The sequence below is a fragment of the Streptomyces sp. NPDC006687 genome, assembly GCF_040636215.1.
GTDB lineage: Bacteria > Actinomycetota > Actinomycetes > Streptomycetales > Streptomycetaceae > Streptomyces.
On the sequence record NZ_JBEYJJ010000006.1, the window covers coordinates 182,873 to 197,704 of the forward strand.

At 70.5% G+C, this 14,832-nt stretch carries 17 protein-coding genes; 15 read left to right on the forward strand and 2 right to left on the reverse strand.

The window, feature by feature from the left end; genetic code table 11:
• Positions 1-86: 86 nt before the first annotated feature.
• From map to glmM, 13 genes are all read left to right on the forward strand, one after another.
• Positions 87-938, forward strand: coding sequence for a type I methionyl aminopeptidase (map, locus tag ABZ716_RS10280; protein ID WP_351878317.1), 852 nt, complete (start codon positions 87-89; stop codon positions 936-938).
• Between the two features lie 140 nt (positions 939-1,078).
• Positions 1,079-1,300: a translation initiation factor IF-1 gene (gene infA / locus ABZ716_RS10285; RefSeq protein ID WP_003956442.1), complete on the forward strand. Its 222-nt coding sequence runs from the start codon at positions 1,079-1,081 to the stop codon at positions 1,298-1,300.
• A 62-nt stretch (positions 1,301-1,362) separates the two neighbouring features.
• Positions 1,363-1,476, forward strand: coding sequence for a 50S ribosomal protein L36 (gene rpmJ / locus ABZ716_RS10290; protein WP_003956441.1), 114 nt, complete (start codon positions 1,363-1,365; stop codon positions 1,474-1,476).
• Positions 1,477-1,676: 200 nt separating this feature from the next.
• Positions 1,677-2,057 (forward strand): 30S ribosomal protein S13, encoded by a 381-nt coding sequence (gene rpsM / locus ABZ716_RS10295; protein WP_079429308.1) that lies wholly within the window; start codon positions 1,677-1,679, stop codon positions 2,055-2,057.
• A gap of 54 nt (positions 2,058-2,111) precedes the next feature.
• Positions 2,112-2,516 carry a 30S ribosomal protein S11 gene (gene rpsK / locus ABZ716_RS10300; protein ID WP_003956432.1) on the forward strand — a complete coding sequence of 135 codons (405 nt, stop codon included), beginning with the start codon at positions 2,112-2,114 and terminating at the stop codon, positions 2,514-2,516.
• A 138-nt stretch (positions 2,517-2,654) separates the two neighbouring features.
• Positions 2,655-3,677 (forward strand): DNA-directed RNA polymerase subunit alpha, encoded by a 1,023-nt coding sequence (locus ABZ716_RS10305; RefSeq protein WP_045945292.1) that lies wholly within the window; start codon positions 2,655-2,657, stop codon positions 3,675-3,677.
• Positions 3,678-3,771: 94 nt separating this feature from the next.
• Positions 3,772-4,239 (forward strand): 50S ribosomal protein L17, encoded by a 468-nt coding sequence (rplQ, locus tag ABZ716_RS10310; protein WP_030298228.1) that lies wholly within the window; start codon positions 3,772-3,774, stop codon positions 4,237-4,239.
• A gap of 108 nt (positions 4,240-4,347) precedes the next feature.
• Positions 4,348-5,199, forward strand: coding sequence for a tRNA pseudouridine(38-40) synthase TruA (truA, locus tag ABZ716_RS10315; protein WP_358958010.1), 852 nt, complete (start codon positions 4,348-4,350; stop codon positions 5,197-5,199).
• A gap of 41 nt (positions 5,200-5,240) precedes the next feature.
• Complete coding sequence (locus ABZ716_RS10320) at positions 5,241-6,869, forward strand: ATP-binding cassette domain-containing protein (protein WP_358812086.1); 1,629 nt, start codon at positions 5,241-5,243, stop codon at positions 6,867-6,869.
• A gap of 17 nt (positions 6,870-6,886) precedes the next feature.
• Positions 6,887-8,158: a glycosyltransferase family 87 protein gene (locus ABZ716_RS10325; protein ID WP_358958012.1), complete on the forward strand. Its 1,272-nt coding sequence runs from the start codon at positions 6,887-6,889 to the stop codon at positions 8,156-8,158.
• Positions 8,159-8,392: 234 nt separating this feature from the next.
• Complete coding sequence (rplM, locus tag ABZ716_RS10330; RefSeq protein WP_351878303.1) at positions 8,393-8,836, forward strand: 50S ribosomal protein L13; 444 nt, start codon at positions 8,393-8,395, stop codon at positions 8,834-8,836.
• Between the two features lie 41 nt (positions 8,837-8,877).
• The gene (gene rpsI, locus ABZ716_RS10335; protein ID WP_030031261.1) at positions 8,878-9,393 is read left to right on the forward strand and encodes a 30S ribosomal protein S9; all 516 of its coding nucleotides are present in this window, start codon (positions 8,878-8,880) and stop codon (positions 9,391-9,393) included.
• A gap of 136 nt (positions 9,394-9,529) precedes the next feature.
• Complete coding sequence (glmM, locus tag ABZ716_RS10340) at positions 9,530-10,888, forward strand: phosphoglucosamine mutase (RefSeq protein ID WP_358812088.1); 1,359 nt, start codon at positions 9,530-9,532, stop codon at positions 10,886-10,888.
• A gap of 5 nt (positions 10,889-10,893) precedes the next feature.
• Here the strand turns inward: glmM and ABZ716_RS10345 are convergent, their stop codons facing one another.
• Together ABZ716_RS10345 and coaA are read right to left on the reverse strand one after the other, a co-directional pair.
• Positions 10,894-11,859: a DUF389 domain-containing protein gene (locus tag ABZ716_RS10345; RefSeq protein ID WP_358958015.1), complete on the reverse strand. Its 966-nt coding sequence runs from the start codon at positions 11,857-11,859 to the stop codon at positions 10,894-10,896.
• A 43-nt stretch (positions 11,860-11,902) separates the two neighbouring features.
• Complete coding sequence (coaA, locus tag ABZ716_RS10350) at positions 11,903-12,925, reverse strand: type I pantothenate kinase (protein WP_351878291.1); 1,023 nt, start codon at positions 12,923-12,925, stop codon at positions 11,903-11,905.
• A 308-nt stretch (positions 12,926-13,233) separates the two neighbouring features.
• Between coaA and ABZ716_RS10355 the strand changes: the two genes are divergently transcribed.
• Positions 13,234-14,010, forward strand: a complete 777-nt coding sequence (locus ABZ716_RS10355; protein WP_358958018.1) for a hypothetical protein — start codon at positions 13,234-13,236, stop codon at positions 14,008-14,010.
• Positions 14,007-14,801, forward strand: a complete 795-nt coding sequence (locus ABZ716_RS10360; protein ID WP_358812091.1) for a hypothetical protein — start codon at positions 14,007-14,009, stop codon at positions 14,799-14,801. The genes ABZ716_RS10355 and ABZ716_RS10360 overlap by 4 nt, the downstream gene beginning before the upstream one ends.
• Positions 14,802-14,832 lie beyond the last annotated feature (31 nt).

Consider the following 14,832-nt stretch of genomic DNA (forward strand, 5'->3'; position numbering starts at 1 on the left):
AGTAGTGCCGGTACGGCCGCGGTGTCCCCAGGGCATCGCGGCCGTACTGTTGAAACGACCCGTTTTCGAAGGTGGAAGGTCCGTCCATGGTTCAGCTGAAGACCCCCGAGCAGATCGCGAAGATGCGCGAGGCAGGGCTGGTCGTCGCCGCGATCCACGCGGCGACCCGTGAGGCGGCCGTGCCGGGCGCCACGACGCGGGACCTGGACATGGTGGCCCGGAAGGTCATCGCGGACGCCGGGGCGAAGTCGAACTTCCTGGGCTACGGCGGTTTCCCCGCCACCATCTGCACGTCGGTGAACGAGGTCGTCGTCCACGGCATCCCGGACGACAAGACGGTCCTCAAGGACGGCGACATCATCTCCATCGACGCGGGCGCCATCGTGGACGGCTGGCACGGGGACGCGGCGTACACCGCCTTCGTGGGCACCGGTCACGCTCCGGAGCTGGTGGAGCTGTCCCGGGTGACCGAGGAGTCGATGTGGGCCGGTATCGCGGCGATGAAGGCGGGCAACCGTCTCGTGGACATCTCGAAGGCGATCGAGGGCTACATCAAGCGCCAGCCCCGCCCCTCGACCGGTGAGCACAGCCTCGGCAAGTTCGGGATCATCGAGGACTACGGCGGCCACGGCATCGGCACCGAGATGCACATGGACCCGCACCTGCTGAACTACGTCTCGCGCAAGCGGGGCAAGGGCATCAAGCTGGTCCCGGGCGTCTGCCTGGCGATCGAGCCGATGGTGTCCCTGGGAACCGCCCAGACGGAGGTACTCGCCGACGACTGGACGGTCATCACCACGGACGGCACCTGGTCCTCGCACTGGGAGCACTCGGTCGCCCTGACGGAGGCCGGCCCCATCGTCCTGACCAGCCCGGACTGCGGCAAGGCCAAGCTCGCGGAGTACGGGGTGACGACGGCGCCGGACCCCCTCGGGTAGTCGGCCGGTTAATGATCTACACTCTGGGGCAAACTTTCCGGATTCGTCTTTCTGGGTGCCCTGACGTAGACTGACTCGTCGGCTTACGTGCATCCGCATGTCCGTGAGCCGATCAAGGTAGCCGATTCGAAAGGCGAAGCGTGGCCAAGAAGCAAGGTGCCATCGAGATTGAGGGCACCGTGATCGAGTCCCTCCCGAACGCCATGTTCAAGGTGGAACTCCAGAACGGTCACAAAGTCCTCGCGCACATCAGCGGGAAGATGCGTATGCACTACATCCGCATCCTTCCCGATGACCGGGTCGTTGTGGAGCTGTCTCCCTACGACCTGACGCGTGGCCGGATCGTCTACCGATACAAGTAGATCTTGCCCCCGCACCCCGCGTCCCGCGCGGGTGGTGGCACTGACCCGGAGAACCTCACCACATGAAGGTCAAGCCGAGCGTCAAGAAGATCTGCGACAAGTGCAAGGTGATCCGCCGTCACGGCCGGGTCATGGTCATCTGCGACAACCTGCGCCACAAGCAGCGCCAGGGCTGACGCACGCCGACCGACCTGCCTTCCGCAGTTCTTCGCGCGACGTAACAAAACGTACATACGCAGAGCCCGCCCAGCCCTGACAGGGGCCGGCGGCACCTCCGGCGGGGGCCGGGGACCCGGACGTACCACCACCCAGTCCGCGGTGGTCGGCGGTCGGGATCGGTTCTGCGGAAGACCCCCGAACACACAGGAGCCATTGCATGGCACGCGTTTCCGGTGTTGACATCCCGCGCGAAAAGCGTGTGGAGATCGCACTCACCTACGTCTTCGGTATCGGGCGCACCCGGTCCAAGGAGATCCTCGCCGCGACCGGCGTGAACCCGAACACCCGCGTTCGTGACCTGGCCGAAGAGGACCTCGTCAAGATCCGCGAGTACGTGGACGCCAACCTCCGTACCGAGGGTGACCTCCGCCGCGAGATCCAGGGCGACATCCGCCGCAAGATCGAGATCCAGTGCTACCAGGGCATCCGCCACCGTCGCGGCCTCCCGGTGCACGGTCAGCGCACCAGCACGAACGCGCGTACCCGCAAGGGCCCGCGTCGCGCGATCGCCGGCAAGAAGAAGCCGGGCAAGAAGTAGTCCTGTTCAGCGGTCTTGCGCTGTAGGACCGACCACCTCCCGTAGGAGATTTAGATGCCCCCCAAGGGTCGTCAGGGCGCTGCCAAGAAGGTGCGCCGCAAGGAAAAGAAGAACGTCGCTCACGGGCACGCCCACATCAAGAGCACGTTCAACAACACCATCGTCTCGATCACGGACCCCTCGGGCAACGTGATCTCCTGGGCCTCCGCCGGCCACGTCGGCTTCAAGGGCTCGCGCAAGTCCACCCCCTTCGCCGCGCAGATGGCCGCCGAGTCGGCCGCCCGCCGCGCGCAGGAGCACGGCATGCGCAAGGTCGACGTCTTCGTCAAGGGTCCCGGCTCCGGCCGTGAGACCGCGATCCGCTCCCTCCAGGCCACCGGCCTCGAGGTCGGCTCGATCCAGGACGTCACCCCCACCCCGCACAACGGCTGCCGCCCGCCGAAGCGCCGCCGCGTCTGACGCAGCGGACGCACCTGTGCGTTCTTGAGTGTCCGGGCGGTACGACCCCTTCGGGGGCCGTACCGCCCGTACCCTTGCAGTACCCAGCAGTATCTGTCGGGCGTCAAATAGTGGGCGTCCACGACTGAAGGAACAGACATGCTTATCGCTCAGCGTCCTTCGCTGACCGAAGAGGTCGTCGACGAGTACCGCTCGCGGTTCGTGATCGAGCCGCTGGAGCCGGGCTTCGGCTACACCCTCGGCAACTCCCTGCGCCGTACCCTCCTGTCCTCCATCCCGGGTGCCGCTGTCACCAGCATCCGCGTGGACGGCGTCCTGCACGAGTTCACCACCGTGCCGGGCGTCAAGGAAGACGTCACGGACATCATCCTCAACATCAAGCAGCTGGTCGTCTCCTCGGAGCACGACGAGCCGGTCGTGATGTACCTGCGCAAGCAGGGTCCCGGCCTGGTCACCGCTGCTGACATCGCGCCCCCGGCCGGTGTCGAGGTGCACAACCCGGACCTGGTCCTCGCCACGCTCAACGGCAAGGGCAAGCTGGAGATGGAGCTGACCGTCGAGCGCGGTCGCGGCTACGTCTCCGCCGTCCAGAACAAGCAGGCGGGCCAGGAGATCGGCCGTATCCCGGTCGACTCCATCTACTCGCCGGTGCTGAAGGTCACCTACAAGGTCGAGGCGACCCGAGTCGAGCAGCGCACCGACTTCGACAAGCTCATCGTCGACGTCGAGACCAAGCAGGCCATGCGCCCGCGTGACGCCATGGCGTCCGCCGGCAAGACCCTGGTCGAGCTGTTCGGTCTGGCGCGCGAGCTCAACATCGACGCCGAGGGCATCGACATGGGCCCGTCCCCCACGGACGCCGCCCTGGCCGCCGACCTGGCGCTGCCGATCGAGGAGCTGGAGCTCACGGTCCGCTCGTACAACTGCCTCAAGCGCGAGGGCATCCACTCCGTGGGTGAGCTCGTCGCCCGCTCCGAGGCCGACCTGCTCGACATCCGCAACTTCGGTGCGAAGTCGATCGACGAGGTCAAGGCGAAGCTCGCCGGCATGGGCCTGGCCCTGAAGGACAGCCCGCCCGGGTTCGACCCGACCGCCGCCGCCGACGCCTTCGGCGCCGACGACGACGCGGACGCCGGTTTCGTGGAGACCGAGCAGTACTGAGCAGTACCCAGCAGAGACTTTCCCGGGGCATCCGCCCCGGGGGAACTGACACCGGTACCTGACACGGCCGGTGCAGATATGAAGGAGTAACACCATGCCGCGTCCCGCAAAGGGTGCCCGCCTGGGCGGCAGCGCCGCGCACGAGAAGCACCTCCTCGCGAACCTCGCGAAGGCGCTCTTCGAGCACGGCCGCATCACCACCACCGAGGCCAAGGCCCGCCGCCTGCGTCCCTACGCCGAGCGTCTGGTCACCAAGGCCAAGAAGGGCGACATCCACAACCGTCGCCTGGTGCTGCAGACGATCACGGACAAGAGCATCGTGCACACGCTGTTCACCGAGATCGCCCCGCGCTACGAGAACCGCCCCGGTGGTTACACGCGCATCACCAAGATCGGCAACCGTCGTGGCGACAACGCCCCGATGGCCGTGATCGAGCTGGTCGAGGCCCTGACGGTCGCCCAGCAGGCCACCGGTGAGGCCGAGGCCGCCACCAAGCGTGCCGCGAAGGACGCCGAGGCCGTGGCCGAGGCGCCCGCCGCCGAGGAGACCAAGGAAGCCTGATCCCCCTGCGGGACCAGCTTGCTTGATCGGCTCTGAACGGGCCCGCCCCATGCCGGGGCGGGCCCGTTCTGCATTCCTTCGAAAGACGCAGCTGAGAGGATCGGTCACGTGAGTGACGAGGTGGAGCCCGGACACGTCCGGGTCAGGCTGGACCTGAGCTATGACGGCAAGGACTTCTCCGGCTGGGCGAAGCAGCGCACGCTGCGGACCGTGCAGGGCGAGCTGGAGAGCGCCCTGCAGACCGTGATGCGGCTGAAGGAGCCCGTCGAGCTGACCGTCGCCGGGCGGACGGACGCCGGGGTGCACGCGCGCGGGCAGGTCGCGCAGTTCGACCTGGCCGAGGAGGTGTGGGCCGAGCACCACGACAAGCTGCTGCGGCGCCTCGCCGGCCGGCTCCCGCACGACATCCGGGTGTGGAAGGCGGCCGAGGCCCCCGAGGGCTTCAACGCGCGGTTCTCCGCGATCTGGCGCCGCTACGCCTACCGCGTCGGCGACCACCGGGCCGGCGTGGACCCGCTGCGGCGCGGGCACGTCCTGTGGCACCAGTGGCCGCTGGACGTGGACGCCATGAACGCGGCCTCCCGCGCGCTGCTCGGCGAGCACGACTTCGCCGCGTACTGCAAGAAGCGCGAGGGTGCCACGACCATCCGCACCCTCCAGGAGCTGAGCTGGGTGCGGGGCGAGGACGGAATCGTGACCGCGACGGTCCGCGCCGACGCCTTCTGCCACAACATGGTCCGCTCCCTGGTCGGCGCCCTGCTGCACGTGGGCGACGGGCACCGGCCCGTCGAGTGGCCCGGCCAGGTCCTGGCCGCGGCCGTACGGGACTCCTCGGTGCACGTGGTCAAGCCGCACGGGCTGACCCTGGAGGAGGTCGGCTACCCGGCGGACGAGCTGCTGGCCGCCCGCAGCAAGGAGGCGCGGAACATGCGCACCCTGCCGGGCAAGGGCTGCTGCTGATCCCGTAATCGGTTTGGGCCCGGACGCGCCGGACCTGGACAATGCCCGGCATGGGACATCTCGAAGCCAGCCACCTGGAGTACTACCTTCCCGACGGGCGGGTCCTGCTCCCCGACGTCTCCTTCCGTGTGGGGGAGGGGGCGGTGGTGGCCCTCGTGGGGGCCAACGGCGCCGGCAAGACCACCCTGCTGAAGCTGATCTCCGGCGATCTCCAGCCGCACGGCGGCGCGGTCACCCACAGCGGCGGCCTCGGGGTGATGTCGCAGTTCGTGGGCTCGGTGCGCGACGAGAGCACCGTACGGGACCTGCTGGTCTCGGTGTCCCAGCCGCGGATCCGGGAGGCGGCGAAGGCCGTGGACCGGGCCGAGGAGCTGATCCTCACCGTCGACGACGAGGCCGCCCAGATGGCCTACGCCCAGGCGCTGAGCGACTGGGCCGACGTCCAGGGCTACGAGGCGGAGACCCTGTGGGACGTCTGCACGATGGCCGCGCTGGGGATCCCGTACGACAGCGCCCAGTTCCGCGAGGTGCGCACGCTCTCCGGCGGTGAGCAGAAGCGGCTGGTGCTGGAGGCGCTGCTGCGCGGGCCGGACGAGGTGCTGCTGCTGGACGAGCCCGACAACTACCTCGACGTCCCGGGCAAGCGGTGGCTGGAGGAGCAGCTGCGGGCCACCCGCAAGACCGTCCTGTTCGTCTCCCACGACCGGGAGCTGCTGACCCAGGCCGCTCAGAAGATCATCAGCCTGGAGGCGAGCCCGATGGGCTCCGACGTCTGGGTGCACGGCGCGGGCTTCGGGACGTACCACGAGGCCCGCAAGGAGCGCTTCGCCCGGTTCGAGGAGCTCAAGCGGCGCTGGGACGAGGAGCACGCCCGGCTGAAGGCCCTGGTGCTGCGGCTGCGCAACCAGGCGGCGAGCAGCCCCGACATGGCCTCGCGCTACCGGGCGATGCAGACCCGCTTCCAGAAGTTCGAGGAGGCCGGCCCGCCGCCGGAGCCGCCGCGGGAGCAGGACATCCGGATGCGGCTCAAGGGCGGCCGTACGGGCGTGCGCGCGCTGACGGTGGAGAACCTGGAGCTGACCGGCCTGATGAAGCCGTTCTCGCTGGAGGTCTTTTACGGGGAGCGGGTCGCGGTGCTCGGTTCGAACGGCTCCGGCAAGTCGCACTTCCTGCGGCTGCTGGCCGGGGAGGACGTCAAGCACACCGGCGACTGGAAGCTCGGCGCGCGGGTGGTTCCCGGCCACTTCGCGCAGACCCACGCCCATCCGGAGCTGTTCGGCCGCACGCTCGTGGACATCCTGTGGACGGAGGCGGCCAAGCCCCTGGGCCAGGCGATGGGGGCGCTGCGCCGCTACGAGCTGGAGCGGCAGGCGGAGCAGCCGTTCGAGAAGCTCTCGGGCGGGCAGCAGGCGCGGTTCCAGATCCTGCTGCTGGAACTGGCCGGGACCACGGCGCTGCTCTTGGACGAGCCGACGGACAACCTGGACCTGGAGTCGGCCGAGGCCCTGCAGGACGGTCTGGAGGCGTACGAGGGGACGGTGCTGTGCGTGACGCACGACCGCTGGTTCGCCCGCACCTTCGACCGGTACCTGGTCTTCGGTTCGGACGGTGTGGTGCGGGAGACCCCGGAGCCCGTGTGGGACGAACGCAGGGTCGAGCGCAAGCGCTAGGGCCTAGCATCTGGCCCATGCGCATCTGGCGGACGCGGAGTGCCCGGGCGGTCACGGGGGACCGGGTGGTGGGCTGGCTGCTCGGGCCGGCGCCGAGGTCCTGGCGGGCGGTGGCGCTGGTGGTGCTGCTGGCCGTCTCGGTCTCGACGAGCCTGCGGGAGAACTGGGGTTCCGACAACGCGTTCGTGGTCAAGGCCGCGGACGCGCTGCTCCAGGGGGTCTCCCCGTACGAGGACAAGCGGTTCCTGTACCTGCCCAGTGCCGTCCTCATGGCGGTGCCGGAGGCCCTGCTGCCCACGCCGGTGCTGCGGTGGCTGCTGCCGGCGGGGATCTCGGGGCTGGTCGGCCTCGGGTGGTGGGCTTCGCTGCGGCTGTTCGCGGTGCCGCCGCGCTCGCGGTTCGCGGTGGGCGGGCTGGGGCTGCTGGGGCTGGCGTACAAGCCGTACCTGAACCTGGTGCTGATCGGGAACTGGACGGCGATCTCGGCGGCGGCCCTGCCGGTGGCGCTGCTGCTCGCGCACCGCAGGTCCTGGGCGGCGGCGGGGCTGGTGCTGGGGGTGGCGATCGCCTGCAAGCCGATGCTGGTCCCGGCCGGGCTGCTGTTCGTCCTGGCCCGGCGGTGGAGGGGGCTGGCGGTGGCGGCGGCGGTGCCGGTGGGGCTGTCGCTGGCGGGGGCGCTGCTGATGCCGAGCCCGTCGCTGTTCTTCACCAGGACGCTGCCGTTCCTGTTCCAGGGGCAGGACGGGTACGCGCTGCCCTGGGACGCCTCGCCGGTCGCGGTGCTGCCGCGGCTGGGGGTGCCGCAGCCGGTGGCGGTGGCGGTGGCCGCCGCCGGGGCGGTGGCCGGGCTGTGGGCGGCGTGGCGGCGGTGGCGGCGGCCGGATCCGCCGGGGGAGGGGGACGCGCTGCGGCTGGCGGAGACGGCCTGCATGGTGATGCTCGCCGTGTTCCTCGTCTCACGTCCGTCCTTCGACCACTATCTGCTGGTGGTGCTGCCGCTGCTGCTGGCGTCGGGGGTGCGCGAGGGGTCGCTGCCGAGGTCAGGCTGGTTCTGGGCCGCCCTGCTGCCGCAGGCGGCGGGCATCCCGTGGCCCTCGGAGTTCGCCCACAAGAGGCGTGCGTTCCGTGACTGTCTGACGCTGTGCGTGCTCGCCGGTCTGCTCGGGCGTCGCGTACTGCGCTCCGGGCGGGTTATTCTGGAGCCCGTAACAACTGCGGGGTCCCCACCCAGGACCGAACCGGAGTGCGCCGCGACGCCAGCTGAACCGGCATCGCGGACCGCGTTTTGACCCGTAAGGGTCTGCTTGGGTATTCTGCTGGTTTGTTATGCGTATTGGCTTTCTCATTCTCACGTGAAAGGGCCTTACGCCGGTCCACCGGACCGATGACCAGCGGTTCACACGGGTGCGTCCCCGATGTGAACGAGGGCTGTCGTGATCGTCCGTGGTGACCCTGTCAGGACCCTTCCCGCGGGGCTTGTGCCCTATGGGATGACCCACCACTGAAGAAGCGAAGGCATACGCGTGCGTACGTTCAGCCCCAAGCCCGGCGACATCTCGCGCCAGTGGCTCGTCATCGACGCCCAGGACGTTGTCCTCGGCCGTCTGGCGACCCAGGCCGCCGCCCTCCTGCGCGGCAAGCACAAGCCGACTTACGCCCCCCACATGGACATGGGCGACTTCGTCATCATCGTCAACGCCGACAAGGTCCACCTGTCCGGCAACAAGGCGTCCCAGAAGATGGCCTACCGCCACTCCGGTTTCCCGGGCGGTCTGCGCTCCGTGCGCTACGACGACCTGCTGGCGAACAACCCGGAGAAGGCCGTCGAGAAGGCCATCAAGGGCATGCTCCCCAAGAACTCCCTGGGCCGTCAGATGCTCTCGAAGCTGAAGGTCTACTCGGGCGACCAGCACCCCCACGCTGCCCAGCAGCCGGTGCCGTTCGAGATCACCCAGGTCGCGCAGTAGTTCCGGCCACCCCCTAAACACAGAGAATTCTGAGGAGCATCGTGGCCGAGACCACCGCCGAGACCCCCGTCGACGAGTTCGAGGGCGTCGAGGAGTACACCACCGAGTCGGACGTCGCCGTTGAGGGCGACTACACCTCCGAGTCCCTTGCCGGTCGCTTCGGCGACCCCCAGCCGGCCGCCGGCCTGGGCCGTCGCAAGAACGCCATCGCCCGCGTCCGGATCGTTCCGGGCACCGGCAAGTGGAAGATCAACGGTCGCACCCTTGAGGACTACTTCCCCAACAAGGTGCACCAGCAGGAAGTCAACGAGCCCTTCAAGCTCCTCGAGCTTGACGGCCGCTACGACGTCATCGCCCGCATCTCGGGTGGCGGCGTCTCCGGTCAGGCCGGCGCCCTGCGCCTCGGCGTGGCCCGCGCGCTGAACGAGGCGGACGTGGACAACAACCGCCCGGCGCTGAAGAAGGCCGGCTTCCTCTCCCGCGACGACCGTGCGGTCGAGCGCAAGAAGGCCGGTCTCAAGAAGGCCCGTAAGGCTCCGCAGTACAGCAAGCGTTAATCTGCGCCTGCTGTTCAGCAACGAAACCGCCCCGGCAGCACTCTCTGTGCTGCCGGGGCGGTTCGTTTACCGCCAAAAGCGGCAAACAACTGTCACCAGCGGTAACCAAGCGAAGCGTGAACTCGGGAGGACAACAGTGGGACGACTCTTCGGGACGGACGGTGTACGAGGCGTCGCCAACGCGGATCTGACGGCTGAGCTCGCGCTCGGTCTCTCCGTGGCGGCCGCACACGTACTGGCCGAGGCGGGCACCTTCGCGGGCCACCGCCCCACGGCCGTGGTCGGCCGCGATCCCCGCGCCTCGGGCGAGTTCCTGGAGGCCGCGGTCGTCGCGGGCCTCGCCAGCGCCGGCGTGGACGTCCTGCGCGTCGGTGTGCTGCCCACCCCGGCGGTGGCGTATCTCACCGGTGCGCTGGGCGCCGACCTCGGCGTGATGCTCTCCGCGAGCCACAACGCCATGCCCGACAACGGCATCAAGTTCTTCGCGCGCGGCGGGCACAAACTCGCCGACGACCTGGAGGACCGGATCGAGGCCGTGTACGACGAGCACCGCACCGGCGCCCCCTGGGACCGGCCCACCGGCTCCGGCGTCGGCCGGGTCTCCGACTACGACCAGGGTTTCGACAAGTACGTCGCCCACCTGATCGGCGTCCTTCCCAACCGCCTCGACGGCCTGAAGATCGTCCTGGACGAGGCGCACGGCGCGGCCGCCCGCGTCTCGCCCGAGGCGTTCACCCGGGCCGGGGCCGAGATCGTCACCATCGGCGCCGAGCCCGACGGCCTGAACATCAACGACGGCTGCGGCTCCACCCACCTCGACCTGCTCAAGCGGGCCGTCGTCGAGCACGGCGCGGACCTCGGCATCGCCCACGACGGGGACGCCGACCGCTGCCTCGCCGTGGACGCCGACGGCAACGAGATCGACGGCGACCAGATCCTCGCCGTCATCGCCCTCGCCATGCGCGAGGCCGGGCAGCTGCGCGAGAACACCGTCGTCGCCACCGTCATGTCGAACCTGGGCTTCAAGCTGGCCATGGAGGCCGAGGGCGTCCACTTCGTCCAGACCGCGGTAGGTGACCGGTACGTCCTGGAGGCGATGAAGGAGCACGGCTACGCGCTGGGCGGCGAGCAGTCCGGCCACGTGATCATCCTCGACCACGCCACCACCGGCGACGGCACCCTGACCGGTCTGATGCTGGCCGCCCGGGTCGCGGCCACCGGCCGTTCGCTGGCCGAGCTCGCCGGGGTCATGACGCGGCTGCCGCAGGTCCTGATCAACGTCAAGGACGTGGACAAGTCCCGCGTCTCCACCTCCGCCGACCTGGCCAGCGCCGTCACCGAGGCCGAGCGGGAACTCGGTTCCACCGGACGGGTGCTGCTGCGCCCCTCGGGTACCGAGCCGCTCGTCCGGGTGATGGTGGAGGCCGCCGACATCGAGCAGGCCCGCGCGGTCGCCGGGCGGCTCGCGGACGTGGTGAAGTCGGCCCTCGGCTAGGGACGTCAGCCGCTGCTGTCCTGTGGCACACCCGGCGGGCGGAGCATCCGCCCGTTCCGGGTGCGCCACAGCAGCTTCCAGCCGATCAGGGTCAGCGAGCCGGTGAGGACGATGCCCAGCAGGTTCAGCAGCAGCTGCTCCGCCGACCCCCACATCTGGCCCACCTCCCCGTAGCTCAGGGCCAGGGCCGCGTTGGCGGCGGCCGGGACGGTGGTGACCGAGATCGCCACGCCCACCAGCGCCCCCGCCCTCGCCGACGTCAGCGACAGCATCCCCGCCACACCGGCGAGCGCGGCCACGACGAAGGAGAACGGGTCCGGCTGCCAGATGAAGCTGGTGTTGGGGCGCGGCCGGTCGAGCATCTCGAGGTGGAACAGCCCGAGGGCGTCCATCACCAGGCTGAACGCGGTCGTCGCCACGATCGCCGCGGTGAAACCGGCCACCAGGGCGAGGGCCGAGCGCCACGCCAGCCGCGGGGTCCGCCGGACCAGGCCCGTGCAGATCCCCGCGAGCGGACCGAACTCCGGGCCGACCGCCATCGCGCCGACGATCAGGATCGCGTTGTCCAGGGCCACGCCGCAGGCCGCGATCATCGTGGCGACGACCAGGAACACGCAGTAGGTGATGGTGAGGGTCGACTCCTCGCGGGTCGAGTCGGTCAGCTGCTCCCAGATCACCGCGTCCGCGCCCTCGCCGGGGGCCTCCTCCTCCGCCCGGTCGGCCCGGGAGGAGATCGACAGGTCGATGTTCTCCACGGCGATCGAGCCGCTTTCGGCGAGGCCCAGCGTCCTCATTTCGGTCAGCAGCTCGTCGGCCGCCTCGCGGGCCACGTCGACGAGCACCAGGTCGCCCTCGGGCAGGCGCGCGGCGCCCGGCAGGACGACCAGGTGGGTGGTTCCCACCGTCCGGCCGATCAGCTCCACCACGTGGTCGGTCAGCGGGCGGGGGACGATCATCCGAAGATGCAGCATGCCCGCACACTAGTCCCGGCGGTGTCGCCGCGGGCGGCGGGGTTCAGAGCTTGCGCAGGCTCAGCTTGGTGACCTTGTGGTCGGGGCCCTTGCGGACGACGAGGGTGGCGCGGCCGCGCGTGGGGGCCACGTTCTCCAGCAGGTTGGGCTTGTTGATGGTCCGCCACATCGTCTTCGCGTACTCCAGGGCCTCCTCCTCCGAGACCTGGGTGTACTTGCGGAAGTAGGAGAACGGGTTCTGGAACGCCGTCTCGCGCAGCTTGCGGAAGCGGTTGAGGTACCAGCGCTCGATGTCCTCGGGGCGGGCGTCCACGTACACGCTGAAGTCGAAGTAGTCGGCGAGGCCCACCCGGGTGCGGCCGTCCGTGCCGGGCAGGGCCGGCTGGAGGACGTTGAGGCCCTCGACGATGAGGATGTCCGGGCGGCGCACGACGAGCCGCTCGTCGGGGACGATGTCGTAGATCAGGTGCGAGTAGACGGGGGCGGTGACCTCGTCCTTGCCCGCCTTGATGTCGGCGACGAACTTGGTCAGGGCCCGGCGGTCGTAGGACTCGGGGAAGCCCTTGCGGGAGGTCAGGCCGCGCCGCTGGAGTTCCTTCATCGGGTAGAGGAAGCCGTCCGTGGTGACCCGCTCGACGCGCGGGTGCTCGGGCCAGCGGGCCAGGAGGGCCTGGAGCAGACGGGCCACGGTGGACTTGCCGACGGCGACCGACCCGGCCACCCCTATGACGAACGGGGTCCCCTGCTGGGCGCCGTGGCCGGTGCCGCCCGCGTCCCCCAGGAAGGTGTTCAGGGTGCCGCGGAGGTTGCTGGTGGCGCCGACGTACAGGTTGAGCAGGCGGGAGAGCGGGAGGTAGACGTCCCGGACCTCGTCGAGGTCGATGACGTCGCCGAGACCGCGCAGCCGCTCGACCTCCTCCGCCGTCAGCGGCAGGGGGGTTCGCTCGCGCAGGGCGCTCCACTCGGCCCGGGTGAGGTCGACGTAGGGCGAGGGCTCCGGTACCCGGCGGGACCCGGGACGCTCCGTTGCGTGCTCCGGCGTACAGCGCGGCGGCGTTGTGATCACACCGCCCATTGTCGGGGGTCGGCGCGTCCGATGGGTGGTGGGGTCGGTCACGTGCCGGCCGGGGCGGCCGAAACGCCCGGGCGGCGGTGGTGCGCCCGAGCGGATCTCGGTCGCGGGCCCGTCCTGTCTCGTGCCGGTCACGATTTCGCGCTGCGAGCAGGAAGATCCCGCGTATGTGCCATTAACACCGCTCGCCTGATCGAGCAAGTCGTACATTGTTCGTCACCGCGGCGTTGACCGGCGCCCTGCGGTGATCTGCTTCAAGTGATCTGCTTCGGGTGATCTGGTTCATGGGGGAGAGCTTTCACGTGGGTACCACGTTTGTCCGCCGCGGCGTCCTGGCCGCGTCCGCCGTTTCCTTGTGCCTGCCGGCCGCCGCCTGCGACTCCGGATCCGGTACGGGGGCCGGCGCGGGGAAGGACGGCTCGGTGGAGGACGCACGCGCCGGCGCCGCGCCGGGGGGCACGGAGCAGTCGGCGGCGCTGGGCCGGCTGCTGGTGGCTCCGGCGGACCTGCCGGAGTACCGGGTGGAGGGGAAGCCCCCGAGGCGCGAGCCGGAGCGGAAGGTCCCGTCCGACAAGGAGGTCTGCGTGCCGCTCGTGCGGGCGCAGGCCGGCATACCGATCGGCCGGGCGGCCGGGACCGCCGTCGCCGCGGTCATGGAGAAGGCCGGGCCGGCCGCCGCGGACGCCGGCGAGGACGAGAAGCTCGACGCGCTCCGGGAGAGCGCCGCGAAGCCGCAGACGACCGTGACGCTGGACTCCTACGCGGACCAGGGCGCCCAGGCCGCCTTCGCGGCGGTCAAGGCGGCCATGGCGGCCTGCGCGGGCGGGTACACGGCCTTCGAGGGGCCCAAGGCGATCAAGGTCGAGCAGCTGCTGCCGGGGGAGACGGTCCCGGCCGGGGACGAGTCGCTGGCCTACCAGATCGTGTGGGACCTGCCCGAAGGCCAGAAGACGCCCCTCCAGTACGTGTTCGTCCGCAAGGGAGCGGTCCTGGCCACCTTCGAGAGGAGGGGCGGGCCCGGCGGCGCCCCGCAGCCGCCGGCGGCGGTCGTCGCGGCGCAGGCCGGGAAGCTCGGATGAGAGGCGCGCAGGTGCGGCGGGGGGCCGCGTGGATCGTGTCGGGGCTGGTGCTGGCCGGGGTGGTCAGCGGGTGCGGGACCGGCCGGCCCACCGTGATCGTGGTCGAGGACGGCGTTCCGGCCGCCGCCGAGGTGTCCGCCTCCGGGGCCGGTCCGGCGCGCAAGGGGCAGCAGGGTCTCGCGCAGAAGGGCAGGTCCCAGGAGGCCCCCGAGCGGCTGCTGGTGGCGCAGGGGGACCTGCTGGACCACAAGGTCACCCCGGAGGCGCACGACAGCGCCCCGGTGGGCGTGGACCGGCCCGAGTGCCGGGAGCTGGCCCGGGCCGTCTCCGGGTTCCTGCCGGCGGGGCGGACCGGCTGGGCCCGGGCCTCGGTGGTCGCCATGGCGTCGGCGCTGCCCGAGGACGCGCCCGAGGGGCAGAAGCGGGCCGCCGCGCTGGACGCGGCCAGCTCGACGGTGACGGTGGTGACCGTCGGCTCGTACGCCGGGGAGGGCGCCCACGGGCACTTCGCCGAGGTGCAGGCCGCGGGCCGGGCCTGCGAGGGCGGGTACGCGGCGACGGCCGGCGGGGAGACCGTCACGGTGACCCGGGTGGTCCCGCACGCGGCGTACGGCGGGGACGAGGCGCTGGCGTACACCGTCGAGGCGGAGCGTGACGGGGAGCCGTACGAGACGGAGCTGATGGTGGTCCGCAAGGGCGGCACGCTGGTGAACTTCCACGCCGACCGGCTGTCCGGCGAGGCGCAGCTGGCGGCTCCGGCGATCGAGGCGCAGGTCAGGAAGCTGGGCTGACGCCCCGGCGGGACGGCGGGCCCGTCACCCA

Bases quoted from the DNA above. Each gene is read 5' to 3' on its own strand.
- map (WP_351878317.1), top strand. From the start codon at position 87: ATGGTTCAGCTGAAGACCCCCGAGCAGATCGCGAAGATGCGCGAGGCA.
- rplQ (WP_030298228.1), top strand. From the start codon at position 3,772: ATGCCGCGTCCCGCAAAGGGTGCCCGCCTGGGCGGCAGCGCCGCGCAC.
- ABZ716_RS10345 (WP_358958015.1), bottom strand. From the start codon at position 11,859: ATGCTGCATCTTCGGATGATCGTCCCCCGCCCGCTGACCGACCACGTG.
- ABZ716_RS10305 (WP_045945292.1), top strand. From the start codon at position 2,655: ATGCTTATCGCTCAGCGTCCTTCGCTGACCGAAGAGGTCGTCGACGAG.
- rpmJ (WP_003956441.1), top strand. From the start codon at position 1,363: ATGAAGGTCAAGCCGAGCGTCAAGAAGATCTGCGACAAGTGCAAGGTG.
- ABZ716_RS10325 (WP_358958012.1), top strand. From the start codon at position 6,887: ATGCGCATCTGGCGGACGCGGAGTGCCCGGGCGGTCACGGGGGACCGG.
- rpsK (WP_003956432.1), top strand. From the start codon at position 2,112: ATGCCCCCCAAGGGTCGTCAGGGCGCTGCCAAGAAGGTGCGCCGCAAG.
- ABZ716_RS10360 (WP_358812091.1), top strand. From the start codon at position 14,007: ATGAGAGGCGCGCAGGTGCGGCGGGGGGCCGCGTGGATCGTGTCGGGG.
- ABZ716_RS10320 (WP_358812086.1), top strand. From the start codon at position 5,241: ATGCCCGGCATGGGACATCTCGAAGCCAGCCACCTGGAGTACTACCTT.
- rpsM (WP_079429308.1), top strand. From the start codon at position 1,677: ATGGCACGCGTTTCCGGTGTTGACATCCCGCGCGAAAAGCGTGTGGAG.